The sequence below is a fragment of the Sphingobium yanoikuyae genome, assembly GCF_013001025.1.
GTDB lineage: Bacteria > Pseudomonadota > Alphaproteobacteria > Sphingomonadales > Sphingomonadaceae > Sphingobium > Sphingobium yanoikuyae_A.
In genome coordinates this window covers 2,170,214-2,193,720 of record NZ_CP053021.1, presented here as the reverse complement: position 1 = coordinate 2,193,720, position 23,507 = coordinate 2,170,214, and the positions used below count along the sequence as shown (strand labels likewise).

24 protein-coding genes are annotated in these 23,507 nt (G+C 64.5%); 18 read left to right on the top strand and 6 right to left on the bottom strand.

Annotated elements, in window-relative coordinates; all coding sequences use genetic code 11:
* Positions 1-89: 89 nt before the first annotated feature.
* From HH800_RS10875 to HH800_RS10855, 5 genes are all read left to right on the top strand, one after another.
* The gene (locus HH800_RS10875) at positions 90-413 is read left to right on the top strand and encodes an AtpZ/AtpI family protein (RefSeq protein WP_004207394.1); all 324 of its coding nucleotides are present in this window, start codon (positions 90-92) and stop codon (positions 411-413) included.
* Positions 414-459: 46 nt separating this feature from the next.
* Entirely contained in the window at positions 460-1,245 is a 786-nt protein-coding gene (locus HH800_RS10870; protein WP_017503282.1) for a F0F1 ATP synthase subunit A, read from the top strand.
* Between the two features lie 52 nt (positions 1,246-1,297).
* Positions 1,298-1,525, top strand: a complete 228-nt coding sequence (locus tag HH800_RS10865) for a F0F1 ATP synthase subunit C (RefSeq protein WP_004207392.1) — start codon at positions 1,298-1,300, stop codon at positions 1,523-1,525.
* Between the two features lie 67 nt (positions 1,526-1,592).
* The gene (locus HH800_RS10860) at positions 1,593-2,087 is read left to right on the top strand and encodes a hypothetical protein (protein WP_004207391.1); all 495 of its coding nucleotides are present in this window, start codon (positions 1,593-1,595) and stop codon (positions 2,085-2,087) included.
* A complete protein-coding gene (locus HH800_RS10855) occupies positions 2,080-2,694 on the top strand; it encodes an ATP synthase subunit B (protein WP_004207390.1) in 615 nt (204 codons plus the stop codon). The genes HH800_RS10860 and HH800_RS10855 overlap by 8 nt, the downstream gene beginning before the upstream one ends.
* 63 nt (positions 2,695-2,757) lie before the next feature.
* Here HH800_RS10855 and HH800_RS10850 read toward each other — a convergent pair whose 3' ends face one another.
* Both HH800_RS10850 and HH800_RS10845 read right to left on the bottom strand, forming a co-directional pair.
* The gene (locus HH800_RS10850) at positions 2,758-3,282 is read right to left on the bottom strand and encodes a GNAT family N-acetyltransferase (RefSeq protein ID WP_169861063.1); all 525 of its coding nucleotides are present in this window, start codon (positions 3,280-3,282) and stop codon (positions 2,758-2,760) included.
* A 104-nt stretch (positions 3,283-3,386) separates the two neighbouring features.
* Entirely contained in the window at positions 3,387-4,439 is a 1,053-nt protein-coding gene (locus tag HH800_RS10845; RefSeq protein ID WP_169861062.1) for an NAD(P)-dependent alcohol dehydrogenase, read from the bottom strand.
* A gap of 240 nt (positions 4,440-4,679) precedes the next feature.
* On the opposite strand from HH800_RS10845, the gene uvrC reads away from it, so the two are divergent.
* The 3 genes from uvrC to HH800_RS10830 all read left to right on the top strand — a co-directional run bounded on the left by uvrC (position 4,680) and on the right by HH800_RS10830 (position 8,520).
* Positions 4,680-6,593, top strand: coding sequence for an excinuclease ABC subunit UvrC (gene uvrC / locus HH800_RS10840; protein WP_169861061.1), 1,914 nt, complete (start codon positions 4,680-4,682; stop codon positions 6,591-6,593).
* A 149-nt stretch (positions 6,594-6,742) separates the two neighbouring features.
* Complete coding sequence (locus HH800_RS10835) at positions 6,743-6,997, top strand: hypothetical protein (protein WP_235682088.1); 255 nt, start codon at positions 6,743-6,745, stop codon at positions 6,995-6,997.
* Entirely contained in the window at positions 6,994-8,520 is a 1,527-nt protein-coding gene (locus HH800_RS10830; protein ID WP_169861060.1) for a methyl-accepting chemotaxis protein, read from the top strand. The genes HH800_RS10835 and HH800_RS10830 overlap by 4 nt, the downstream gene beginning before the upstream one ends.
* On the opposite strand, the gene HH800_RS10825 is transcribed toward HH800_RS10830, so the two are convergent.
* Entirely contained in the window at positions 8,517-9,404 is an 888-nt protein-coding gene (locus HH800_RS10825; RefSeq protein ID WP_169861059.1) for a LysR substrate-binding domain-containing protein, read from the bottom strand. The two genes, HH800_RS10830 and HH800_RS10825, sit on opposite strands and share 4 nt — an antisense overlap.
* Before the next feature lie 116 nt (positions 9,405-9,520).
* Between HH800_RS10825 and HH800_RS10820 the strand changes: the two genes are divergently transcribed.
* The 5 genes from HH800_RS10820 to HH800_RS10800 all read left to right on the top strand — a co-directional run bounded on the left by HH800_RS10820 (position 9,521) and on the right by HH800_RS10800 (position 14,599).
* Positions 9,521-11,038: an acetyl-CoA hydrolase/transferase family protein gene (locus HH800_RS10820; RefSeq protein WP_069338457.1), complete on the top strand. Its 1,518-nt coding sequence runs from the start codon at positions 9,521-9,523 to the stop codon at positions 11,036-11,038.
* A gap of 141 nt (positions 11,039-11,179) precedes the next feature.
* Positions 11,180-12,160: a TerC family protein gene (locus HH800_RS10815; RefSeq protein WP_169861058.1), complete on the top strand. Its 981-nt coding sequence runs from the start codon at positions 11,180-11,182 to the stop codon at positions 12,158-12,160.
* A 38-nt stretch (positions 12,161-12,198) separates the two neighbouring features.
* The gene (gene recO / locus HH800_RS10810; RefSeq protein ID WP_169861057.1) at positions 12,199-12,933 is read left to right on the top strand and encodes a DNA repair protein RecO; all 735 of its coding nucleotides are present in this window, start codon (positions 12,199-12,201) and stop codon (positions 12,931-12,933) included.
* A gap of 120 nt (positions 12,934-13,053) precedes the next feature.
* Positions 13,054-14,097 carry a 3-isopropylmalate dehydrogenase gene (gene leuB / locus HH800_RS10805; RefSeq protein WP_169861056.1) on the top strand — a complete coding sequence of 348 codons (1,044 nt, stop codon included), beginning with the start codon at positions 13,054-13,056 and terminating at the stop codon, positions 14,095-14,097.
* 85 nt (positions 14,098-14,182) lie between these two features.
* On the top strand, positions 14,183-14,599 hold the full coding sequence (locus HH800_RS10800) for a hypothetical protein (protein ID WP_010337728.1): 417 nt from the start codon (positions 14,183-14,185) through the stop codon (positions 14,597-14,599).
* 139 nt (positions 14,600-14,738) lie between these two features.
* Here HH800_RS10800 and HH800_RS10795 read toward each other — a convergent pair.
* A protein-coding gene (locus tag HH800_RS10795) for an IS5 family transposase (RefSeq protein ID WP_235682087.1) occupies positions 14,739-15,493 on the bottom strand; the annotation gives its coding sequence in 2 pieces (ribosomal slippage) (positions 14,739-15,160 and positions 15,160-15,493; 756 coding nt in all).
* Between the two features lie 140 nt (positions 15,494-15,633).
* Between HH800_RS10795 and HH800_RS10790 the strand changes: the two genes are divergently transcribed.
* From HH800_RS10790 to HH800_RS10775, 4 genes are read left to right on the top strand one after another with little or no spacing between them, the layout of a single operon-like run.
* Positions 15,634-16,632 carry a threonine dehydratase gene (locus HH800_RS10790; protein WP_004207377.1) on the top strand — a complete coding sequence of 333 codons (999 nt, stop codon included), beginning with the start codon at positions 15,634-15,636 and terminating at the stop codon, positions 16,630-16,632.
* Positions 16,629-17,837: a trans-sulfuration enzyme family protein gene (locus HH800_RS10785; RefSeq protein WP_169861055.1), complete on the top strand. Its 1,209-nt coding sequence runs from the start codon at positions 16,629-16,631 to the stop codon at positions 17,835-17,837. The genes HH800_RS10790 and HH800_RS10785 overlap by 4 nt, the downstream gene beginning before the upstream one ends.
* Before the next feature lie 32 nt (positions 17,838-17,869).
* The gene (gene apaG / locus HH800_RS10780; RefSeq protein WP_169861054.1) at positions 17,870-18,268 is read left to right on the top strand and encodes a Co2+/Mg2+ efflux protein ApaG; all 399 of its coding nucleotides are present in this window, start codon (positions 17,870-17,872) and stop codon (positions 18,266-18,268) included.
* Positions 18,265-19,056 carry a LysR family transcriptional regulator gene (locus tag HH800_RS10775; protein ID WP_004207374.1) on the top strand — a complete coding sequence of 264 codons (792 nt, stop codon included), beginning with the start codon at positions 18,265-18,267 and terminating at the stop codon, positions 19,054-19,056. The genes apaG and HH800_RS10775 overlap by 4 nt, the downstream gene beginning before the upstream one ends.
* A gap of 168 nt (positions 19,057-19,224) precedes the next feature.
* On the opposite strand, the gene HH800_RS10770 is transcribed toward HH800_RS10775, so the two are convergent.
* Both HH800_RS10770 and parE read right to left on the bottom strand, forming a co-directional pair.
* Positions 19,225-20,499 (bottom strand): serine hydrolase, encoded by a 1,275-nt coding sequence (locus tag HH800_RS10770; protein ID WP_169861053.1) that lies wholly within the window; start codon positions 20,497-20,499, stop codon positions 19,225-19,227.
* Positions 20,496-22,475, bottom strand: coding sequence for a DNA topoisomerase IV subunit B (parE, locus tag HH800_RS10765; RefSeq protein WP_169861052.1), 1,980 nt, complete (start codon positions 22,473-22,475; stop codon positions 20,496-20,498). Before parE ends, HH800_RS10770 begins: the two co-directional genes overlap by 4 nt.
* Positions 22,476-22,628: 153 nt before the next feature.
* Here parE and HH800_RS10760 point away from each other — a divergent pair, with 153 nt between their 5' ends.
* Positions 22,629-23,471, top strand: coding sequence for an outer membrane protein (locus HH800_RS10760; protein WP_169861051.1), 843 nt, complete (start codon positions 22,629-22,631; stop codon positions 23,469-23,471).
* The last annotated feature ends 36 nt before the right edge of the window (positions 23,472-23,507 follow it).

Genomic DNA, 23,507 nt, shown 5'->3' with positions numbered 1-23,507 from the left:
CCCTTTCTAAACGGGCCGCGCCTTGACGGGTGCAGCCGCAAGCGCCATGCCGCCTGCCATTGGGTTTCAGCCTGATGGAAGGATTGGCAATGGTTGCGGGTGAATCCGGGCAGGACCCGGCGGGGGAAGATGCGCGGATCGCTTCACTGGAAGCGAGAATTGCGCAGGCGGAACATGCCGAGCAGGTCAGACAGGGGACGAAGGTGCAGCAGGCGGACGATGGTTCGCGTCTGGGCAACAGGGTTCTCGCAGAGCTGATCGGTGGTCTTGTCGGTGGTGCGTTGATCGGCTGGGTTCTCGACCGGCTGCTCGGCACATCCCCATGGCTCCTGCTTGTCTTCCTCGGTCTCGGGATCGTGGCGGCGTTCAGGAACATCATCAGATTGACGACGACGAAGCGTTCCGATCAATAGGGGCGCTTTTGTCTTAGTCCGAATATTAGACGGTACAGGGGTCCAAGTGGCAGAATCCGGCAAAATCGATCCGATGCATCAGTTTGCGATCGAACCGCTGTTCGGTACCGATCACCTGTCCATCGGCGGCTTCAACATCGCCTTCACCAACAGCGCGCTCTATATGGTCGCCGCTGCGGTGGTGCTGTGGATCTTCGTGATCGGCGGCATGAAGCGCGAACTGGTGCCCGGTCGTTGGCAGATGGCGGTCGAATATTTCACCGGCTTCATCAAGAACCTGCTGATCTCGAACGTGGGCGAGGGCGGCAAGAAGTACATTCCTTATGTCTTCTCGCTCTTCATGTTCATCCTGATGGCCAACCTTCTGGGTCTGCTGCCGCTGGGTCTGGTCGGGGTCCACCCCTTCACCTTCACCAGCCACTTCACCGCCACCGGCGTGCTGGCGATCATGAGCTTCTCGATCGTGCTGATCGTCGGCTTCTGGAAGCATGGGCTGCACTTCTTCTCCCTGTTCGTGCCGCACGGCACGCCCCTGCCGATGATCCCGGTCATTTTCCCGATCGAGCTGATCTCGTTCATGGTGCGTCCGTTCAGCCTGGGCCTGCGACTGTTCGTGGCGATGACCGCCGGACACGTGCTGCTCAAGGTGCTGGCCGGCTTCGTCATCAACAGCTCGAATGCTGGCCCCGGTTTCGGTCTGACCGTCGGTGCCGCCAGCTTCGTGCTGATGGTCGGTATCAGCGCACTCGAAGTGCTGGTCGCCGTGATCCAGGCCTATGTGTTCGCGCTGCTGACCTCGGTCTACATCAACGACGCCGAAAACCTGCACTGAGTTTTCGTACATTCTTCAACGCTTAATTGGTTTAGAAAAAGGAGTTTAGAACATGGACGCAGAAGCCGCAAAGCTGCTCGGTGCTGGCCTGGCCGCGATCGGTGCGGGCATTGCCGCCCTCGGTGTGGGCAACGTCTTCAGCTCGTTCCTCGAAGGCGCGCTGCGCAATCCGGGTGCCGCTGACGGCCAGCAGGGTCGCCTGTTCATCGGCTTCGCCGCCGCCGAACTTCTGGGTCTGCTGGCGTTCGTTATCGCCATGATCCTGGTCTTCGTGGCCTAAAGATCGACGGGGCGGGCAGCCTGGCTGCCTGCCCCTTGACGACCGCCCCCTTTTCGGACGGATAAAAATGCCTCAAATCGCGCAAATCGCCGATACCTATGCTTCCCAGATCTTCTGGCTGCTGCTGACGTTCGGCTTCGTCTTCTTCGTCATCGGCCGCGGCATGGTGCCCAAGGTGCAGGCGACGGCCGACGCGCGCGACGCGAAGATTTCGGGTGATCTCGATGCTGCCAAGGCAGCCTTCGCCCGCGCCGACGAAGCGGAAGCGGACTATCGCGTCCGTGATGCCGAAAGCCGCACCGCCGCCCAGGCGACGCTGGCCAAGGCGAAGGCGGATGCCGCCAAGGCTTCGGAAGCGAAGCTGGCCGCCGCCGATGCGGAGATCCAGGACAAGATCGGCGCTGCCGAAGCCCGGATCAAGACCGCCACGGATGCCGCCATGGCACAGATTGAAACCGTCGCCGCCGATGCGGCGCGCGACATGGTCGTCCGGATTTCCGGCGTGGAAGCGTCGGACGAAGCGGCCCGCAACGCAGTAAAGGCGGCACTGGCTCATGGCTGAGGCAGCAGTAGAGCATAGCGAGGCGCAGGCCCCGCACCTCAATCAGGCAATCCACGCCGAAGGCATGGAGCCGGTTGGCACCGTGGCGCATGAAGGCGTCGCGCCGCATACCGATCCCAAGGCGGTCGGCATGGACGCGACCGCCTGGGTCAGCCTGGCGATGGCGGTGTTCATCGTCATCCTGCTGATCAAGAAGGTGCCCAGCCTGATCGGCGGCGTGCTGGATGGCCGGATCGCCCAGATCAAGGAACAGCTGGCCGAAGCATCGAAGCTTCGTGCCGAAGCCGAAGCGCTCAAGGGCGAATATGAAGCCAAGCTGGCCGCTGCGGCCGGCGAAGCCGACGCCATGCGCAAGTCGGCCGAGCATGAAGCCGAAACGCTTCTGTCCGATGCCAAGGTGCAGGCTGCCGATCTGGTCGCCCGTCGCCAGAAGATGGCGGAAGACAAGATCGGTGCGGCTGAGCGCAGCGCACTGGCCGATATTCGTGCCAAGGCGGTGAAGGCCGCTACCGGCGCTGCCGCCGCCCTGATTGCCGAAGGCCATGATGCCAAGGCGGACAAGGCGCTGGTCGATGATGCGATCAAGGGTCTTGGCCCGGTCGCCTGATCGAAACAGGCAGAATTAGCAAAAGGGTCGGCACCGAAAGGCGCCGGCCCTTTTTGTTTGGGTTCAGGCTGGCGTGCCGTCGGTCCATTCGGATCGCAGCATTCGCATGATCGCGGTATCCCATCGCGCATCGCCGACCCGGACGGAGGACAGGCGGACGCCTTCGGTCACGAAGCCCAGCCGTTCATAGCTGCGGATGGCGGGGCGGTTCCAGGCATAGACATTGAGTTCCAGCCGCTCGACGGCGTCGAAGGCAAAGGCGCTGGCGAGCGCAAGGCGCAGCATCGGCACCGCCAGACCCCGGCCCCGCGCATCGGGCGCGATCGCGACCCGGCCCAGCGTGGCATTGCCGTTGCGCCAGTCGAAGGCGATCTGGACATGGCCGACCAGTCGATCGCCGTCCTGCGCCATCCAGCACAGGCGCGCGGGCGGATTGCTGCGGCCTTCGTCCAGCATCGCCGTCATCTGTTCGTCGGACAGCGGGAAATGGACATAGGGCCCGCCCCACTGAACGACATCCGCGTCGCTGCCAAACCAGCCCGACAGGGTGGGGAAATGATCGGGGGTGAAGGGAAGGAGGGCCAGCATCGGGTCGGGATAGAGCGGCGGCTGGCGAACGCCACGGCCGATCGCGGCAAAGTGGCGCCATATAGGGAAAAGGGCGACCTTTCGGCCGCCCTTCCTTGATACGATCAGGCCGCCAGCGTGGCGTTGTCGATCACGAAGCGATATTTGACGTCGCTCTTCTGCATGCGGGCATAGGCGTCTTCGATGTCCTGGATGCGGATCATCTCGATATCGGCGACGATGCCCTTCTCGGCGCAGAAGTCGAGCATCTCCTGGGTCTCGGCGATGCCGCCGATCAGCGAGCCGGCGATGCTGCGGCGCTTGAAGATCAGCGCGCCGACATTGGGCGAAGGGTGGGCATGTTCGGGCACGCCGACCAGCGTCATCGTCCCGTCGCGCTTCAGCAGGGTGGTGAAGGCGTCGAGATTATGGCTTGCCGCAACCGTGTTCAGGATGAAGTCGAAGCTGTTGGCATGGGCCTGCATCTCTTCGGCATTGCGCGAGACGACGACTTCGTCCGCGCCCAGGTCCAGCGCGTCCTGGCGCTTGGATTCCGAGGTGGTGAAGGCGACCACCTTGGCGCCCATGGCATGGGCCAGCTTGATGCCCATATGGCCCAGGCCGCCGATTCCGACGATGCCGACCTTCTGGCCGGGGCCGACCTTCCAGTGGCGCAGCGGCGAATAGGTGGTGATGCCCGCGCACAGCAGCGGCGCTACGGCAGCGAGCTGATCGGCGGGGTGGCTGATCTTCAGGACGAACTTGTCCTTCACCACGATATTCTGCGAATAGCCGCCCAGCGTGTGGCCCGGCGCATCATCGGTCTTGCCATTATAGGTGCCGACAAAGCCGCTCTCGCAATATTGTTCCAGCCCATCGTCGCAGGAGGGACAGCCCTGGCAGCTGTCGACCATGCAGCCAACGCCGACCGTGTCGCCGACCTTGAAGGCGCTGACATGATCGCCAACGGCGGTCACATGACCGACGATCTCATGGCCGGGAACGCAGGGATAGAGGGTGCCGTCCCATTCGGAACGGACCTGGTGCAGGTCCGAATGGCAGACGCCGCAATAGGCGATATCGATCGCGACATCATGCGGACCGACGGCGCGGCGTTCGATGTCGAGGGCTTCGAGCGGCTTGTCGGCGGCGTTGGCGCCATAGGCTTTGGTGGCCATGGGGATCCCTTTGCTTGAGGTTTGCGGTGTGCAGGGCCGATATGCCCCTCCGCTGCTATTCTTGGATGGGCGCGGGCCGTGGGACGGCCTGTGCATGCCCCATGTAGGAAGTCGACAGGCTGTTGATTAGGCCGGCTTTCGGTAAAACAGCCATGAATAGCAATCATGAATGGGGGTGTTGGCCGCCCTTTGTTCCACACCGCCATTGCGATCCGCGCCGGTGCCGCTATCTCTGCGGCCATGTCGCAGCCGCAATCCCCCGACCGTTTCAACGAAGACAAGGCGACCTATACCGTCACCGGCAGCCAGCCCGATATCGATGCGGGGGTGGAGGCGATCCGCACGACGCTCAAGACCTTGCCGACCCGGCCCGGCGTTTATCGGATGCAGGATGCGCGTGGCGATGTCCTCTATGTCGGCAAGGCGCGGGCGCTGAAGAACCGGGTCGCCAATTATACCCAGGTCGACCGGCTGCCCAACCGGCTGCGGCGCATGGTAGCGCAGACGCGCAGCATGACCATCGTCACCACCAACAGCGAGGCGGAAGCGCTGCTGCTGGAGGCGCAGCTCATCAAGCGCTATCGCCCGCCCTATAATGTCCTGCTGCGCGACGACAAAAGCTTCCCCTTCATCCTGTTGCGCGAGGATCATGCCTTTCCCCGCGTGCAGAAGCATCGCGGCGCGCGCAAATATAAGGGGCGCTATTATGGCCCCTTCGCCAGCGCTGGATCGGTGACGCGGACGATCAACGCGCTGCAAAAGCTGTTCCTGCTGCGGTCCTGTACCGACAGCTTCTTCGCCAATCGCTCGCGGCCCTGCCTGCTGTACCAGATCAAGCGCTGCTCGGCGCCCTGCGTCGATCGCATCGACACGGCCGGCTATGCTGAACTGGTGCAGGACGCGCAGGATTTCCTGGGTGGCAAGTCGACCGCCGTGCAGCAGAAGCTGGGCGCGGCGATGGAGGCAGCGGCCGAGGCGTTGGATTTCGAGCAGGCGGCGATGATCCGCGACCGGCTTAAGGCGCTGACCTTCATCCAGGGATCGCAGGCGATCAACGCCGAGGGGCTGGGCGACGCCGATATCTTCGCCCTGGCGGAGAAGGGCGGATCGATGTGCATCCAGGCCTTCTTCATTCGCGGCGGCCAGAATTGGGGGCATCGCAGCTTCTTCCCGGTCCACACCAATGACGTGGCGACCGAAGAGGTGCTGGAAAGCTTCATGGCGCAATTCTACGAGGAAGTGCCGCCGCCCAAGCTGATCCTGACCGATCGCGAGCCGGCCGAATGCGAACTGATGGGGCTGGCGCTGAGCGAAAGGCTGGGCAGCAAGGTTCGGATCGAGGTACCCCAGCGCGGCGAGCGCACGCGGCTTATCAAGCAGGCGCAGCGCAACGCGGTGGAGGCGCTCGACCGACGTCTGGCCGAGACGACGACCCAAGCCAAGATATTGGACGAGATGGTCGAGGCTTTCGGGCTGGACGGCGTGCCCGATCGGATCGAGATTTACGACAATAGCCATATCCAGGGCGCCCATGCGCTGGGGGCAATGGTGGTCGCCGGGCCGGAGGGCTTCCGCAAGAACGCCTATCGCAAGTTCAACATGAAGAACCCGGACATCTCGAACGACGATTTCGCGATGATGCGCGAGATGTTCGAGCGGCGCTTCGGCCGGGCGGCGCGCGAAGACCCTGATCGCGACGGCGGAGAATGGCCCGATCTGGTGCTGATCGACGGCGGCAAGGGGCAGTTGTCGGCGGCGCGGGCGATGCTGGAGGATATGGGCATCGAGGATGTCTGCATGATCGGCATCGCCAAGGGGCCGCATCATGGCCGCGACGGGCGCGAGGTTTTCCACCTGATGGATGGCCGGGAGGTGAGTTTTCCGATCAACCATCCGCTGCTCTTCTACATGCAGCGCCTGCGCGATGAAGCGCATCGCTTTGCCATCGGCGCGCATCGGGCGAAGCGCAGCAAGGCGATCACCGTGTCGTCGCTCGACGAGGTGCCTGGCATCGGCCCGGCCCGGAAAAAGGCGCTTTTGATGCATTTTGGCACGGCGCGGGCGGTGCGCGATGCGGCGCTGGAGGATCTGCAACGCGCACCCGGCGTGTCGAACGCGGTGGCCCAGCAGGTCTATGATTATTTCCACGGCTGAAAAATGTGACGATAACGCAATGATTTTTGCTGGCTCATAAGTGTCGCGTTAACAATTGCTGGCGATGTTTCTCCGGCCGATCGGCGGGGGAGACAAGAGTGGGGAACAGGTGGGGGCTTGCGGCTGCGCAATTGGCGACAGTCGGTTTTATGATGGTGGCGGGCGTTTTCGTGCCGCCGGCGCGGGGCGACATGCTCGCCATTCCCCTGACGACGACCAGCGGCCATGGATTGGCGGCGGGGTTGATTGCAGTCGGCGCGATCCCGGTCGGCAAGGGGCAGTTCGAGGGGGCATTGGTGGTGCGGGGCGACCGCGACCGCCTGGCCTGGCCGATGCTGGCGCGCGGCGTATTGCTGCTGGCGGCGCCCGATTTCCTCTGCGCTGGCAAGGGAGGGCGGGCATGAACGTCGAACGCCCGATGGAAAGCATCCGCCTGGCCGGCGCGCGCATGCTGATGTGGCTATTCTGGCTGAATGTGCCGGCGCTCATGCTGATCGGCTGGTGGCTGAAGGCGCCCGACGCGGAGATCGGCGCGCTGGCTGCCGCGCTGCTGGCGTTGCTGCCGACCCATATGGTCCGGCGGCGCGATATTTCGGGGCCGGCGCGCATGACGCTGGCGGTGACATCGGTGGCGATCCCGGCGCTCTATGTCTTCCTGCTGCGCGGCCATGGCTGGCAGATGGATATGCATATGGGCTTCTTTGCGGCGCTGGCAGCGCAGACCGTGCTGCTCGATCGGCGGGCGTTGCTGGTCGCGGCCGGCGTGACGGCGCTCCATCATCTCATCCTCAACTATAGCTATCCCGCCTGGGTGTTCGCCAGCGAGGGCGATCTGCCGCGTGTATTGGTGCATGCGCTGATCGTGGTGATCCAGACCCTGATGCTGTGGTGGATCGTGTCGCTGCTGACCCAGACCATCCGCCTGCAGACCGAGGAGCGGCAGCGGAGCGAAGGTCTGCGCAAGGAAGCCGATGCGGCGAAGGAGCGGGCCGAGGTAGCGCTGGCCGAACTGGAGCGGGCGCAGACGATTGCCACCCGGCAGCGCGCGATCGAGGAGGCGGCGCGGCGGGCCGAAGAGGCAAGCGAGCGGCGTCGGCTGGTGGCCGATGCGCTGGAGGCGCGATTGGGCGCGGTGGTCGGCGATCTGGGCCAACTGGCGGGGCAATTGTCGGCCAGCAAGCAATGGCTGTTCGATCTGCTCGATCGGACGACCCAGCGCTCGGCCGAATTGCGCAAGGCCCATGCCCGCGCCGATGGCGATGTCCGCGCGGTGGCGCAGGATACGGAAAAGCTGGCCATTTCGATCAATGGCGTGGGCGGCAGCGCCAGCCACACCCGCGACAATGCGTTGCGTGGCGCGATGGCAACCCGTGCGCTGACGCCGGAGGTCGACATGCTGTCGGCGACGGTCGATTCCGCCAGTTCGATCGTCGCGCTGATTTCCCAGATCGCGGCGCAGAGCCGAACCCTGTCGCTCAATGCCGGGATCGAGGCGGCACGCAGCGGCAGCGAAGTGCGCGGTTTTGCCGTCGTGGCATCGGAGATGAAGAGCCTGGCCGCGCAGACGGCCGAGGCGACCCGCCAGATCGACATCTATCTGCAGGATATACGGCGCGCGGCCGACAGCGTGTCGGGCGCGATCGATGTCGCGACCCAATCGGCCGACACGATCGACCGGTCGACCGCCGGCATCGTCGATGATGTGGCGGAACAGATACGCGCCACTGGCGAGATCGCGGCCGCGACCGAGGAAATGGCCCGCCATATCGCCGAAGCGGCGTCCCAGGCCGAAGCGCTGAGCCTGGCGCTGGCGGAGGCGCAATCGGCCATGGGTGAAACCGACGCGGCGGCGACGGCCTTGTCCAGTCGTTCGCAGGAATTGCAGGAAACGGTGCGTAACGTGCTGGAGGAACTGCGCGCCGCCTAGCGCTGGGGCGGGTCGCCGGGGAAATTCGCCTTCAGGAAATCGAGCACCAGCCGGGCGCGGGCGGGCAGGCGCTTCAGCGCGGGATGCACCGCCAATATGTCGATTGGGTCGATCTGGCTGGCGGGGAGGACGCGCACGAGGCGCCCCGCCTCCAGATCGTCCGCCACCCGCACGGCGGGCAGCATCGCGATGCCGAGGCCGGCGAGCGCGGCGCGATGCACCGCCTCGCTATTGTCGCTGCGGAACGGGCCGCTGATCAACTGGTCGCGACCGTCAACCGTCCATTTGGCGGGCAGGTCGCCATAGCCATAGGCGATACAGCGATGGCTGGGCAGATCGTCGGCGCTGGCTGGCAGGCCATGGCGCGCGACATAGTCGGGATGGGCGACCAGCATGCGGGGCAGGGCACCGAGCCGATGGACGACCAGCATATCGTCCCCGACCGGGCCCACACGCAGGGCCAGATCGAGCCGGTCTTGGACCAGATCGCGCTGCCAGTCGGTCATCGCCATGTCGATCCGCAGGCCGGGATGCTGATCGCTCAACAGGCTCAGCAGGCCCAGATAATAGAGGCCCAGCGCAGTGGTGACGCCGATCCGCACCGTGCCGCTGACATCGCCCTGGACCGGGCGCAATTCCTGTTCGGCCACTTCCAGCGCGTCGACCAGCGTGCGGGCATGGACCAGCAACTGGTCGGCTTCGGGCGTCGGGACCAGCCGGCGCGTGGTGCGATGAAACAGCACGGTGCCAAAATGGGCTTCCACCTGATCGAGCCGTCGCGCTATGGTGGTGTGGCTCGCATGCATTTCGGCGGCGACGCGCGTGAAACTGGGCTTTTCACATAGCCGTATGAAGGTGCGGATCGAAAGAAGCAGGTCGCTCATTTGAACATGTCCTGCACAGATATTGTGCCGGGAATCCCTATTGTGCGGAGAACGGAAAAGCCAGACCTAAGCGCCGGCGCAGGGACGCCAGTCAGACATTTAATGGAGACGAGAGGATGGCATCGGATCGTATCGGTCATGCAGGGTTCGCGGCAAAAAGACGCAGCGCGCAGGACGCAGCTGCCCTGATTGCCGACGGCATGACCGTGGGCATGAGCGGCTTCACCGGATCAGGCTATCCCAAGGCAGTTCCTCTGGCCCTCGCCGACCGAATCACCGCCGCCCATTCGGCCGGCGATCCGTTCCGGGTGAAGGTGTGGACCGGCGCGTCGACCGGGCCGGAACTGGACGGTGCGCTCGCGAAGGCCGACGGCGTCGAATTTCGTCTTCCCTATAATAGCGATCCGATCGCCCGCGAGCGGATCAACCGCGGCGAGATGCAATATTTCGACATGCATCTGAGCCAGGTCGCGCCGATGGCGTGGCAGGGCTTTTTGGGCGAACTGGATGTCGCCGTGGTCGAAGTGACCGGCATCACCCCCGACGGCCTGCTGATCCCGTCCGCTTCGGTCGGCAACAACAAGACCTGGCTCGATCGTGCCAAGGGCATCATCCTGGAGGTCAATAGCTGGCAGAATGCCGCGCTCGAAGGGATGCATGACATTTATTACGGCACCGCGCTGCCGCCCAGCCGCGTGCCGATCCCACTGACCCGCGCGGACGATCGCATCGGCGAACCCTATTTCCGCGTCGATCCCGCCAAGGTGCTGGCGGTGGTCGAAACCGACTCGCCCGATCGCAACGCGCCCTTCACCCCGCCCGATGACAGTGCGCGGGCGATTGCCGGCCATCTGCTCGAATTTCTGGGTCATGAAGTGAAGATGGGCCGCATCCCGGCGTCGCTGCTGCCGCTCCAGTCGGGCGTCGGCAATATCGCCAATGCCGTGCTGACCGGCCTGATCGACGCGCCGTTCGACAATATGGTCTCCTACACGGAGGTCATTCAGGACGGCATGCTCGACCTGCTGGAATCCGGCAAGCTGCGCATGGCGAGCGCCACCGCCTTCTCGCTCAGCCCCGAGGCGGCGGCGCGGCTCAATGCCGACATGGCCCGTTTCCGCAACAAGATGATCCTGCGCCCGCAGGAAATCAGCAACCATCCCGAGCTGGTTCGCCGCCTGGGCTGTATCGCCATGAACGGCCTCATCGAGGCGGATATCTATGGCAATGTGAACTCAACCCATGTCATGGGATCGCGTATCCAGAACGGCATCGGTGGATCGGGCGACTTTGCTCGTAACGCCTATCTGTCGATCTTCATGACGCCCTCGACCGCCAAGCAGGGCAAGATTTCGGCGATCGTGCCGCATGCCAGCCATGTCGACCATATCAATCAGGACGTGCAGGTGATCGTCACCGAACAGGGGCTGGCCGACCTGCGCGGGCTGGCGCCGCGCCAGCGGGCCGAACTGATCATCAACAATTGCGCCCATCCCGATTATCGTCCGATGCTGAAGGATTATTTCAGGCGGGCGATGCAGGGCAGCTATGGCCTGCAGTCGCCGATGCTGCCGGCCGAGGCCTTCGCCTGGCACCAGCGCTTCATCGATACCGGCACGATGATGCCGGGCTGATCATCAATGGCCCGGTGCAGCCTGACCTGCGCCGGGCCACTGATCATTGCTGTTCGATTGCCGCTTTCCGACATATTCCCGCTGAGGGAACCGGGAGCCATGCCGTCCGCTTGACCTGCATCTTTGCAGCACGGACCCATCATGGATTTCCTGACGACCGACTTTCTCGACAAGCCCATCTGGATGTGGGCGCTCTTCCTGACGATCATCATCGCATTGCTGGCGCTGGATCTGGGCGTGCTGCATCGCAAGCAGCGCGAGATCGGCGTGCGCGAGAGCGTGAAGCTGGCCGGTTTCTACATCGCCATCGGCCTTGCCTTTGGCGGCTGGATCGCCTGGCAGATGGGGCAGGAGGCGGCGGTCGCCTATCTCACCGGTTTCGTCGTCGAAAAATCGCTCGCGCTCGACAATGTCTTCGTCATCGCGATGATCTTCTCCTTCTTTCATGTGCCGCGCCGCTATCAGCATGAGGTGCTGTTCTGGGGCATCATCGGCGTGATCGTCCTGCGCGCGATCATGATCGGTCTGGGTGCGGCGCTGGTCCAGAATGTCTCCTGGGCGCTCTATTTCTTCGCGGCGATCCTGATCTTTACCGGCATCCGCATGTTGTGGACGGTCAGCAAGGAACAGACGATGGAGGGCAACCGGCTGCTCGGTTTCCTGCGCCGTCACATGCGCGTGACCGACCGGGTGGAGGGCGACCATTTCTTCGTGCGCCAGCCGGCCGAGCCGGGCGGCAAGCCGCTGCTCCATGCGACGCCGCTGTTCCTGGCGCTGGTGATGATCGAGATTGCCGATGTCATCTTCGCGGTGGATTCGGTGCCGGCGATCTTCGCCATCACCACCGATCCCTATCTGGTCTATACCTCCAACATCTTCGCGATCCTGGGGCTGCGTGCGCTCTATTTCGCGCTCGCGGCGGCGGTCCACCGCTTCCATTATCTCAAATATGCGCTGTCGGTGGTGCTGATCTTCATCGGTGCCAAGATCTTCCTGGCCGATGCACTGGGGCTGGAGAAGATCCCGCCTGCCTTTTCCCTGCTGGTGACCGCCGGGGTGCTGGGCGCAGGTATCGGCCTGTCGCTGTGGCGCACCCGTGGCGAGGCGCAGCCGCAACATTAGATTTGGCACGGATGCCGGATCGTCGATAGGAAGGCGCCATGCCCGTCCTCATCACATCCGGTATCGTCTGCGCGCTGCGTGCCCATGGCGAACATAGCGCGGTCGCGCGGCTGTTGACGCCCGATCATGGCCTGGTCGCGGGCTATGTGCGCGGCGGGCGGTCGCGGGCGCTGCGCCCGGTGCTGCTGCCGGGCAATGCGGTGAAGGCCGAGTTTCGCGTCCGTACCGAAGATCAGCTCGCGAGCCTGACCATCGAACTGGAGCATAGCCGCGCGCCGCTGCTGGGCGAGCCATTGCCGGCCGCAGCGATCGACTGGGCCTGCGCGCTGACGGCAGCCGCTTTGCCGGAGGGAACGCCCTATCCGACGCTCTACGAGGCGCTGGACGGCGTGCTTGGCGCAGTCGAGGCGGCGCCGGCGGCGCGCGGCTGGGCGGCGGCTTTGGTCCGCTACGAATTGCTGTTGCTGGCGGAGCTGGGTTTCGGCCTTGATCTGAGCCGTTGCGCCGCCACCGGAACTGCCGACGACCTGGCCTTTGTCAGCCCGCGCAGCGCGGCGGCAGTCAGCCGGGCCGGGGCGGAGGGCTATGAGGCGCGCCTGCTGCCGCTGCCGCCTTTCCTGTTGCAGGGCGGGGCCGGAGACTGGCCGCAGATCATGGATGGATTGCGCCTGACCGGCTTCTTCCTGGAGCGGTCGGTGCTGACCGAAAGGCGGGCCGATGTGCTGGCCGCGCGTGAAAGACTGGTCGACCGGCTGAAAAGAGCGGTTGCGTAACGCGCGCAGTTTTTGCAAGGGCGGGCGCGCCGTTTCCGCATTCTCCGTTCGCCCGCCGGGCAGCGGCGGCCATTTTCTTTCGCGGAACCGTGCCGGCAGAGATTTAGAAAGAGGTTTCCCATGTTGATCGCCCTGTTCCCTGGAGATGGTATCGGCCCCGAGATCGTCACGCAGGCGAAGCGCGTGCTTGATGCGCTGGCGATCGACGGCCTCACCTATGAAGAGGGGCTGGTTGGCGGTTCGGCCTATAAGGCGGTCGGCCATCCGCTGCCGCCCGAGACGCTGGACATCGCCAAGCGCGCCGACGCCATCCTATTCGGCGCGGTCGGTGATCCCGACTGCGACTCGCTGGAACGCCATCTGCGTCCGGAGCAGGCGATCCTGGGCCTGCGCAAGGAACTGGGCCTGTTCTCGAACCTGCGCCCGGCCAAGGTCTTTCCCGAACTGGCGCATGAAAGCGCGCTGAAGCCCGAAGTGGCCGGCTCGATCGACCTGCTGATCGTGCGCGAGACCAATGGCGACGTCTATTTCGGCGAAAAGGGCATGCGCACCACCACTGATGGCCTGCGCGAAGGCTATGACATCATGTCCTATAACGAGGCCGAGGTGCGCCGCATCGCCCATGCCGGCTTCCAGGCGGCCCGTGCCCGTCGCGGCAAGCTCTGCTCGGTCGACAAGGCCAATGTGCTGGAAACCAGCCAGCTGTGGCGCGACGTGGTGATCGAGGTGTCGGCCGAATATCCCGACGTCGCCTTGACCCACATGTATGTCGACAATGCCGCGATGCAGCTGGTCCGCAATCCCGGCCAGTTCGATGTCATCGTCACCGGCAACATGTTCGGCGATATCCTGTCGGATCAGGCGAGCATGTGCGTCGGCTCGATCGGCATGCTGGCATCGGCGACGCTGAACGGCAGCGGCCAGGGCCTTTATGAACCGATCCACGGTTCGGCGCCCGACATTGCTGGCCAGGGCAAGGCCAATCCGCTGGCGACCATCCTGTCGGCGGCGATGATGCTGCGTTATTCGCTGAACCTGCCCGAGCCGGCCGACCGGATCGAGGCGGCGGTGGCCAAGGCGCTCGCCGACGGCGCGCGTTCGCCGGATCTGGGCGGCACGATGAACACGGTGGAGATGGGCGACGCGGTCCTCGCGGCGCTCTGATCCGACTTCGGTTCGTCGCATTTGCGTGACGCGAACGTAAAGTTTCTTCGTTTCCGGTCGATATGAGCGGTGAATGGGGACGCAAATGCCGACTGAACTGATTGAAGACCATCATGTCCTGCGGGGCATGATGCGGGATTTTGCCAGCATGATGGACGATGACGTTCGCGACATGGCACTTCTGACCCGCTGGCGCATTCGCTTCGCTCAGCTGTTCCGCGACCATATGGGGCGTGAGGACATGTTGGCGCGAGGCTTGCGCCAGGGGCCGCTGGCGATGGAGGCCGAGCCGGTCGTGCATCAGCATGGCCGTACCATGGTGGCCCTGTTCCTGCGCTACAGCGACCATATCAAGCAATGGACCCCGGCCCAGATCGCCGCCGACTGGGGCAATTACAAGCGGGCGACGCTGGCGCTGCAGGATTCCCTCTATGACCATATGGAGTGGGAAGAAGCGCATCTGCATCCGCTGATCGAGGGTAGGGTGCGGAGGGCCGCCTAGACCTTGATCGCTTCAGGCTGAATCTGCCTGAAGCGTGAATCAAGGTCTAGCATCCAAGAATAGAGCCTGATTCACGCTATCGGTGGAAGCGCAAGGCGCTTCCGCCTCAAACGATCAGGCTCCTAGGCGGTGTGGACACTTACCTGAGCCATAGGACGGTAGCGGCGAGAGTGACGACAGCGAGATAGTTTCGAGCGGTTTTCTCGAATCGTGTGGCGACACGCCGGAACTGCTTGAGTTTGCTGAAGCAGCATTCAACGAGATGGCGCTGGGCGTAGAGATGCTTGTCGAGGGGATGTTTGCGAGCGCGCGACGGGTTGCTGGGAATGACAGCGACAGCACCCTTTGCGGCGATGGCCTGACGGAAGTGATCGGCATCGTAGGCGGTATCGGCCATGATCACCTTGGCTGGCAGTCCATCGATCAGCGGCGCGGCCTGCTGCACATCGCCGCGATGACCCGCGGTGAGAGCGAACCGGACCGGGCAGCCCAGCCCGCGAACCGCAAGGTGGATCTTGGTACTCAGGCCACCGCGGGAACGGCCAATGGCTTGATCTTCAGTCCCCCTTTTTTGGCCCCTGCCGCATGTTGATGGGCACGAACCACGGTAGAATCGACGATCAGATATTCGAAGTCCGGATCATCGGACATCGCCTCGAATATCCGCCACCATACACCCTTCGCGCTCCATCGGCTGAAACGCCGGAAAACGCTGTTCCAGTCCCCAAACACTTCGGGAAGGTCACGCCAGGGGGAACCCGTCCGCACGATCCAGAGCACAGCCTCAACGAACATCCGATTGTCCCGGCCCGTCGAACCCTTCTGTTCAGGGCGCCCGATGATCAGCGGCGCCATCCGCTCCCACGACGCATCGCTCAGCACCAATCGATCCATCACACCCAAAACCGCCTCCAAAAGACAGCCTTGAATCAGACTTCTCCGTAAATGGGAATCCTTAGAGTCCACACCACCTAGGGGGCCAATTCGCGCATATCGGTCCTGTCGGCTCTTCCACGCGCCAGCTAGGCAGCGGCATGGACGACTTTTCCCTGCCCAGCCTTCGTGCCGCCGCCGCCATGGTTCATGACCAGGTGCCGCCGACCCCGCAATATGCCTGGCCGCTGCTGGCCGGGCGGATCGGCGTTGAAACCTGGGTCAAGCATGAGAACCATACGCCGACCGGCGCCTTCAAGGTGCGTGGCGCCATCACCTATATCGACTGGCTGCGCCGCACCCATCCCGAGGTGACAGGCATCATCACTGCGACCCGCGGCAATCATGGCCAGGCGCAGGTGCGCGCGGCCCGCGCCGCCGGGTTGCAGGCGACGATCGTCGTTCCCCATGGCAATGCGCTGGAGAAGAATGCCGCGATGCGGGCATTCGGTGCCACCCTGATCGAGCATGGCCATGATTTCGACAGTGCCAAGGCGGAGGCTGTGCGCCTGGCCGCCGAGCAGGGGCTGTTCATGGTCCCGGCCTATCATGCGCAACTGGTGCGCGGTGTCGCCAGCTATGGGCTGGAACTGTTCGATGCGGTGCCGGACCTCGACACCGTCTATGTCCCCGTCGGTTGCGGATCGGGCCTGTGCGCCACGATCGCGGCGCGTGATGCGCTGGGCCTCAAGACCAAGGTCGTCGGCGTCGTGTCCGCCCATGTCGATGCGGCCAAGCGCTCGTTCGAGGCAGGGCAATTGCTGACCAGCCCGACCGCCTATACCTTTGCCGATGGCGTCGCCGTCTGCACCCCGGTTCAGGCTGCGCTCGACTATTTTGGGCCGCGGGCCGACCGCTTCGTCGGCGTCACCGATGACGAGGTGGCGGACGCCATCCGCATCTACTGGCAGGACACCCATAATCTGGCCGAGGGCGCCGGTGCGGTGGCGCTGGCTGCGTTGATCCAGGAAAAGGAGCAGATGCGCGGCAAGAAGGTTGCGGTTATCCTCTCGGGCGGTAATGGCGACATGAGCCAGATGGCACAGATATTGGGCGGCGAAACGCCGCGCGTCACGACGGATATGCGGAAGGCGATATGAAGCGGAAGAGCGGGCAGAACCCTGAGATCACCAAGAACTGGAAGCCGGCGACGCTGGCCATCCGGGGCGGCACCGCGCGCACCGAATATGGCGAGACGTCTGAGGCCCTGTTCCTGTCCAGCGGCTATTGCTACGACCGGGCCGAGGATGCCGCTGCGCGCTTCGCCGGCGAACAGCAGGGCATGACCTATAGCCGGCTGCAGAACCCGACCGTCGAGATGCTGGAGCAGCGCATCGCCCTGCTGGAAGGCGCCGAAGCCTGCCGCGCGACCGCGACCGGCATGGCGGCCATGACCGCTGCCCTGCTGTGCCAGCTGTCGGCCGGCGACCATGTCGTCGCGGCCAAGGCGGCCTTTGGTTCCTGCCGCTGGCTGGTCGACACGCTGCTGCCCAAGTTCGGCATCGCGACGACGACGATCGACGGCAGCGACGTTGCGGCCTGGGAAGCGGCGGCACAGCCCAATACCAAGGTCTTCTTCTTCGAGACGCCGGCCAACCCGACCATGGACGTGGTCGACATCGCCGCCGTCTGCGCGATCGCCAGGGCACGCGGCATCACCACCGTTGTCGACAATGCCTTCGCCTCGCCCGCATTGCAGCGGCCGATGGAGTTCGGCGCCGATGTCGTCGCCTACAGCGCGACCAAGATGATGGACGGGCAGGGCCGCGTGCTGGCCGGCGCCATCTGTGGCAGCCGCGACTGGATCGACAATGTGCTGCTGCCCTTCCACCGCAACACCGGCCCGACGCTCAGCGCGTTCAACGCCTGGGTGGTGTTGAAGGGGCTGGAGACGCTGGACCTGCGCATTCGCCGCCAGAGCGAGAATGCGCTCAAGGTTGCGCAATTCCTCGAAACCCGCCTGCCCAAGGTCAATTATCCGGGGCTGGAGAGCCATCCGCAGCATGCGCTGGCGATGCGGCAGATGGAAGCGGCCGGGCCGATCTTTTCCATCTATACCGGCGGTGGCCGGGCCGAGGCGCATGGCCTGCTCAATGCGCTGGAACTGGTCGACATCAGCAACAATATCGGCGATTCGCGCTCGCTGATGACCCATCCGGCATCGACCACCCATTTCGGCATGGCCGAAGAGGCGCGACTTGAAGTCGGCATCACCGAGGATATGCTGCGCCTGAACGTCGGCCTGGAAGATCCGGACGATGTGATCGCGGACTTCGACCAGGCGCTCAAGACGATAGGGCGTTGACGGAACCGGGCAGGGAGGCGCATGCGGGAAATATGAACGCATTGTTCCCCCTGCACGCGACGACGCGGGACATCATCGTCCATGTCGCCGTGACTTTCCTGCCCGAACAGTCGGAGCCGGACCGGGGGCGCTGGTTCTGGGCCTATCATATCCGGATCGAAAATCAGGGCGAACAGCCGGTGCAACTGCTGAGCCGTCACTGGATCATCACCGATGGGCGGGGCATTCAGCAGGAATTGGAGGGTGAAGGCGTGATCGGGGAACAGCCGGTGGTGCAACCGGGCAAAAGCTATGACTATGTGTCGGGCTACCCGCTCAACACGGCGACGGGGTCGATGCGCGGCGCCTATACGATGATCGGTTCCGATGGCGAGACGTTCGAGGTGACCATTCCCCATTTCGCGCTGATCGCGCCGGCGGTGGCCGAATGAAGCGGACCCATTTGCCGCTCAACGGCCTGCGCGTGCTGGATGCCGCCGCGCGTCACCTGTCCTTCACCCGCGCGGCCGACGAACTGGCGGTTACGCCGGCGGCGGTCGGCCAGCAGATCCGCGCGCTGGAGGATATGCTGGGCGTGGTGCTGTTTCGCCGCACGCCCAAGGGGCTGGAGCTGACGCCCGAGACCGAAGCGGGCCTTGAAGCGCTGCGCGCCGGTTTCCTGGAGTTCGAGGAAGCGGTACGGGCGATGCAGGCGGGCCAGTCCAGTTCGTCGCTGACGATCGCGGCGCCGCGCGACATCACCGCCAAATGGCTGCAGCCGCGCCTGGCCGCCTATGCCGCGAGCCAGCCTGGCCTGACCTTCTCCTTGGTCGCCGCCGACGAGGCGCTGGACTTTACCGAAGCCAATCTGGACCTGGCGCTGCGCCTGACCGATGGCGCGGGCGAGCATGAGGGCATCAAGATCGGCGAAACCGCCTTCGTTACCGTGGAAGCGGCGGCGGGCGGGCCGGAGCAGCGGATCGAATGGCCCGGCTGCCCCTCGGGCGACCTGCCGGCCGCGATCCGGGTCGCGGATGCGGGCCTTGCGATCGAGGCGGCGGCGAACGGCTTTGGCCGGGCGAGTGTGCCGCTGTTGCTGGCGCAGGCGGATATCGAGAATGGACGGGTGCGCAAGGTGGGCGATGCCCTGCCGACAATGCTCAGCTACTGGCTGATCGCGCCGTTGCCGCAATGGCGCCAGAAGAAGGTCAAGGCGCTGGTCGAGGCGCTCACGGCCTGACCCGGCGGGGGCAGGAAAATAGGATTTGGTCCGCTTAACTTCGCATATTTCCCGCGCATTTTGACATTAAATGTCCAACTGGTGATGGATTGTTGCGAGCGTCGTCCATGTCCCATCGGGCATGTATAGAGGATCGGCGGCGTGTAGGACAGGCGCCGGACCGGGCGATCAGTCGGCGAGCAGGTTGAGCGCGCGCGTCATCAGCATGACGAAGCGGCCTTCGTCGACGCGGGCGACCGGATCGTTCCAGGCGCCGCTGACCGCGTAATATTGGCCGTCCTGCGCCTGCACCAGGAAGTTCATGGCAATGACGCCGGGTTCGCTGCCGCCCTTATAGCCGAAATAGCGCCAGCGTTTCGCGTTGGCGGGGGCGATGCCCGGATTGACCGCCATGATCGAGAGGGCGTCGCCGCCGTTGCGGCGCAGCCAGTCGAGCTGGGCGATTTCCTCCTGCGGGCTGGCGAACCATTCGAGCGTTTCGATCGCCACCGGATTTTCCGACACGGTGCCGACATCGACATGGGCGGCGGTCAGCCGGGCGGCGGCATCCCGCAGCAGGGCGCGGCGATCGGCGATGGTCCCGGCCTCATAGCGGCGGCGCAGTTCGGCATTGGCCGGCATCTTCAGGGCAAAGGCCTCTGCCGTGGTCAGCATCGGCAGGCTGCGGGGATCGGCGATGCCGAAGCGTTGGCGCATGGCATCGACCTTGTCGCGGCCGAGGCCCAGCAGCAACGTGTCCGACGCGCTATTGTCACTTTCGGCGATCATCGCGGTCGCCAGGCTGTACAGCGTCATCGGCGCATGATCGGGCCATGCCATCAGCCGGCCGGAAAAGCTTTTCGGGCCGAGCGGCATGACATCGCTCCAGCGCCGCTCACCGGCCTGCACCGCACGCGCCAGTTCGGCCAGCACGGTCAACTTGAAGGAGGAGCCGGTGGCCATCGGCTGGTTGGGACGGTGCGACTGGAGCAGGACGGGACCGGCATCGGTCAGCCGGGCGATGGCGAAGCTGCTGCGACCGGGCAGGGCGGCAATGTCGCGCAGCACCGCGGCCATACTGTCATCGGCCTGGCGGCTGCCGATGATGCGCAGGCCGACGACGCGGTTGGGCGGGTCGGGGGCGATCACCAGCGTGATGGCGACGATCGCCCGTTCGTAGCGGACCTCCATCTGCCCGGCGGTTGCGCTTTGCTGGGTGACGGCGCCAAGCGCGATCGGACGGCCATGCTGCCGGCGCAGGTCGGCGGCGAGCGCGCGCCAGCGGTCGACCGGGATCGCGTCGATGAAGACGGGGGAGAAGAAGTCGGCTTCGTTGCCGGGGCCGGCGAGGATGGCCACCAGTTGCGTGGCGCGCGCGCGAAAGGCAGGGGCAGGATCAGCCATGGCGCGGCCCGGCAGCAGCGCCATCCCGATGAGGACAAGCGCGGCCGCCAGCAGCCTCATGCGTCAATCGCTTCCTCATCGACCGCCGCCGCATTTTCCTGGATGAAGGCGAAGCGATGGGCCGGGTTGGTGCCCATCAGCCGCTCGACCAGATCGCGCACCTGCTGCCGGTCCTCGATATCGTCGGGCAGGGTGATGCGGATCAGGCTGCGGGTCTTGTGGTCCATGGTGGTTTCGCGCAGCTGCATCGGGTTCATCTCGCCCAGCCCCTTGAAGCGGCTGATCTCGACCTTCTTGCCCTTGAACTCCTTGGCCAGCATCGCCTCGCGCTGGGCATCGTCCATCGCATAGAGGCTCTTGCCGCCGGCGGTCAGGCGATAGAGCGGAGGTTGCGCCAGATAGAGATGGCCGCGCCGCACCAGCTCGGGCATTTCCTGGAAGAAGAAGGTCATCAGCAGGGTGGCGATATGGGCGCCGTCGACATCGGCATCGGTCATGATGACGATGCGTTCGTAGCGCAGATTGTCGGGGTTGCAATCCTTGCGCGTGCCGCAGCCCAGCGCCAGGATCATGTCAGCAATTTCCTGGTTTGCCAATATCTTGGCGGTGTTTGCTGAGGCGACGTTGAGGATCTTGCCGCGCAGGGGCAGGATCGCCTGCGTCTTGCGGTCGCGGGCCTGCTTGGCCGATCCGCCGGCCGAGTCGCCTTCGACCAGAAAGATTTCAGCACCTTCCGGGTCATCGTTCGAACAATCTGTGAGCTTGCCGGGCAGGCGCAGCTTGCGCGCGCTGGTGGCGGTCTTGCGCTTGACCTCCTTTTCCTGCTTGCGCTTCAGCCGCTCGTCCATGCGGTCGATGACATAGGCGAGCAGCGCCTTGCCCCGGTCCATATGGTCGGTCAGGAAATGGTCGAAATGGTCGCGCACGGCATTTTCGACCAGACGCGCGGCGTCGGGGCTGGTCAGACGATCCTTGGTCTGGCTCTGGAACTGGGGATCGCGGATGAAGACCGACAGCATGATTTCCGATGACGTCATGATGTCATCGGCGGTGATGTCCTTCGCCTTCTTCTGCCCCACCAGTTCGCCAAAGGCGCGGATGCCCTTCACCAGCGCGGCGCGCAGGCCGTTTTCATGGGTACCGCCATCGGGGGTCGGGATGGTGTTGCAATACCAGCTATAGCTGCCGTCGGACCAGAGCGGCCAGGCGACCGCCCATTCGACCCGGCCGGCTTCGCCCGGAAAATCCTGATTGCCCGAGAAGAATTGGGTGGTGGCGCATTCGCGGTCGCCCAGTTGCTCTTTCAGATGATCGGCCAGGCCGCCGGGGAACTGGAACACCGCTTCGGGCGGGGTGTCGTCACCGATCAGTTCGGGCGCGCATTTCCAGCGTATCTCGACCCCGGCGAACAGATAGGCCTTGGACCGGGCGAGGCGATAGAGCTTGGCCGGCTTGAACTTCTGCTCGCCGAAAATCTCGCTGTCGGGGATGAAGCTGACCGCGGTGCCGCGCCGGTTGGGGGCGGCGCCAACCTTTTCCAGGCCGCTGGTGGGCAGGCCTTGGCTGAAGCTCTGGCGGAACAGTTCCTTGTTGCGTGCGACTTCGACCACCGTCCTGATCGACAGGGCGTTGACGACGCTGATGCCGACGCCATGCAGGCCGCCCGAGGTGGCATAGGCCTTGCCCTCGAACTTGCCGCCCGAATGGAGCGTGGTGAGGATGACTTCCAGCGCCGACTTGCCGGGGAATTTGGGGTGGTCATCCACCGGAATGCCGCGACCATTGTCGGTGATGGTCAGCTTGTTGCCCGGTTCCAGGCTGATCTCGATCCGGGTGGCATGACCGGCCACCGCTTCGTCCATGCTGTTGTCGAGCACTTCGGAGGCGAGATGGTGAAAGGCGCGCTCGTCGATGCCGCCAATATACATGCCCGGACGCCGCCGGACCGGCTCCAGCCCTTCGAGCACTTCGATGGTGGAGGCGTCATAGCCCGGCGAGGTGGTGGACTGGGCGGAGGCGAACAGGTCTTCGGACATTCCGCCAAGCTATAGGCAGCCGGGCGTCGGGCGCAAGCGCTGCGCGCACGCGATCGTCAGCAATCAATTGTTACAAGCCGTGGTGCAACAAATCGGCCGTCCGGTCCGTTGCCTCCATCAGGGTATATTCCCAAGGTCAGGCTGGAGAAATTCATGACATTCAAGCATTTTGCGCCGATCGGCGCCACGCTGGCGCTCGCCCTGGCGACGCCGGCAATGGCGCAGCAGGACAGCGGCAAGGTCGACTGGACCGGCCCCTATGTCGGCGGTTCCTTCGGCTATAACTGGTCGAAGGGCGATGGCGGCGAACATCTGCGCTTCGACACGGACGGGGACGGCAATTATGACAATGTCGTCACCACAGCGGCCGGGGCCAATGCCTTTTCGCCCGGCACCTGCGGCGGTTCGGCACGGGGCGCGACGCCGGCCAGCGGCTGCAATGGCGACAAGGATGCGATCGGGTGGATGGGCCATGTCGGCTATGACCGGCAGTTCGGCAATATCGTCGCGGGCATCGTCGGCGAAGCGGGTAAGGCCTATGTCAGCGACAGCGTGACCGAATATTCGAGCACGCCGGCCAGCTATACCATGACCCGGCGGATCGGCTGGAACGCCAATCTGCGCGCGCGGCTGGGCTATAGCACCGATGGCGGGTTCATGCCCTATATCACTGGCGGCCTGGCCTATGCGAAGGTGAAGAATCATTTCGACACCAGCAACACCGCCAACAGCTTCGCCGAATATGACCGCAAGGAAGATGCCTGGGGCTACACCATGGGCGGCGGCATTGAGGCGAAGGTCGCGCAGAATTTCTCGATCGGCGCGCGCTATCTTTGGACCCGTTATAACACGGGCGACTATCGCGTCGATGTGGGGCAGGGCAGCGCGCCCGCGACCAACCCCTTCATCATCACGCCATCCGGCGGCACCAGCATCAACCGTGGCGACAAGTTCGACAATCAGAGCCTGATGGCGACCGCCAGCTTCCGCTTCTGATCCGCCGCAATGAAGGGGCCGGGACGATGTTCCGGC

What these genes read in the sequence shown, in the direction of transcription:
- HH800_RS10875 (WP_004207394.1), top strand. Translation starts at nt 90, where the DNA reads ATGGTTGCGGGTGAATCCGGGCAGGACCCGGCGGGGGAAGATGCGCGG.
- HH800_RS10865 (WP_004207392.1), top strand. Translation starts at nt 1,298, where the DNA reads ATGGACGCAGAAGCCGCAAAGCTGCTCGGTGCTGGCCTGGCCGCGATC.
- HH800_RS10860 (WP_004207391.1), top strand. Translation starts at nt 1,593, where the DNA reads ATGCCTCAAATCGCGCAAATCGCCGATACCTATGCTTCCCAGATCTTC.
- HH800_RS10855 (WP_004207390.1), top strand. Translation starts at nt 2,080, where the DNA reads ATGGCTGAGGCAGCAGTAGAGCATAGCGAGGCGCAGGCCCCGCACCTC.
- HH800_RS10850 (WP_169861063.1), bottom strand. Translation starts at nt 3,282, where the DNA reads ATGCTGGCCCTCCTTCCCTTCACCCCCGATCATTTCCCCACCCTGTCG.
- HH800_RS10845 (WP_169861062.1), bottom strand. Translation starts at nt 4,439, where the DNA reads ATGGCCACCAAAGCCTATGGCGCCAACGCCGCCGACAAGCCGCTCGAA.
- uvrC (WP_169861061.1), top strand. Translation starts at nt 4,680, where the DNA reads ATGTCGCAGCCGCAATCCCCCGACCGTTTCAACGAAGACAAGGCGACC.
- HH800_RS10835 (WP_235682088.1), top strand. Translation starts at nt 6,743, where the DNA reads ATGATGGTGGCGGGCGTTTTCGTGCCGCCGGCGCGGGGCGACATGCTC.
- HH800_RS10830 (WP_169861060.1), top strand. Translation starts at nt 6,994, where the DNA reads ATGAACGTCGAACGCCCGATGGAAAGCATCCGCCTGGCCGGCGCGCGC.
- HH800_RS10825 (WP_169861059.1), bottom strand. Translation starts at nt 9,404, where the DNA reads ATGAGCGACCTGCTTCTTTCGATCCGCACCTTCATACGGCTATGTGAA.
- HH800_RS10820 (WP_069338457.1), top strand. Translation starts at nt 9,521, where the DNA reads ATGGCATCGGATCGTATCGGTCATGCAGGGTTCGCGGCAAAAAGACGC.
- HH800_RS10815 (WP_169861058.1), top strand. Translation starts at nt 11,180, where the DNA reads ATGGATTTCCTGACGACCGACTTTCTCGACAAGCCCATCTGGATGTGG.
- recO (WP_169861057.1), top strand. Translation starts at nt 12,199, where the DNA reads ATGCCCGTCCTCATCACATCCGGTATCGTCTGCGCGCTGCGTGCCCAT.
- leuB (WP_169861056.1), top strand. Translation starts at nt 13,054, where the DNA reads ATGTTGATCGCCCTGTTCCCTGGAGATGGTATCGGCCCCGAGATCGTC.
- HH800_RS10800 (WP_010337728.1), top strand. Translation starts at nt 14,183, where the DNA reads ATGCCGACTGAACTGATTGAAGACCATCATGTCCTGCGGGGCATGATG.
- HH800_RS10790 (WP_004207377.1), top strand. Translation starts at nt 15,634, where the DNA reads ATGGACGACTTTTCCCTGCCCAGCCTTCGTGCCGCCGCCGCCATGGTT.
- HH800_RS10785 (WP_169861055.1), top strand. Translation starts at nt 16,629, where the DNA reads ATGAAGCGGAAGAGCGGGCAGAACCCTGAGATCACCAAGAACTGGAAG.
- apaG (WP_169861054.1), top strand. Translation starts at nt 17,870, where the DNA reads ATGAACGCATTGTTCCCCCTGCACGCGACGACGCGGGACATCATCGTC.
- HH800_RS10775 (WP_004207374.1), top strand. Translation starts at nt 18,265, where the DNA reads ATGAAGCGGACCCATTTGCCGCTCAACGGCCTGCGCGTGCTGGATGCC.
- HH800_RS10770 (WP_169861053.1), bottom strand. Translation starts at nt 20,499, where the DNA reads ATGAGGCTGCTGGCGGCCGCGCTTGTCCTCATCGGGATGGCGCTGCTG.
- parE (WP_169861052.1), bottom strand. Translation starts at nt 22,475, where the DNA reads ATGTCCGAAGACCTGTTCGCCTCCGCCCAGTCCACCACCTCGCCGGGC.
- HH800_RS10760 (WP_169861051.1), top strand. Translation starts at nt 22,629, where the DNA reads ATGACATTCAAGCATTTTGCGCCGATCGGCGCCACGCTGGCGCTCGCC.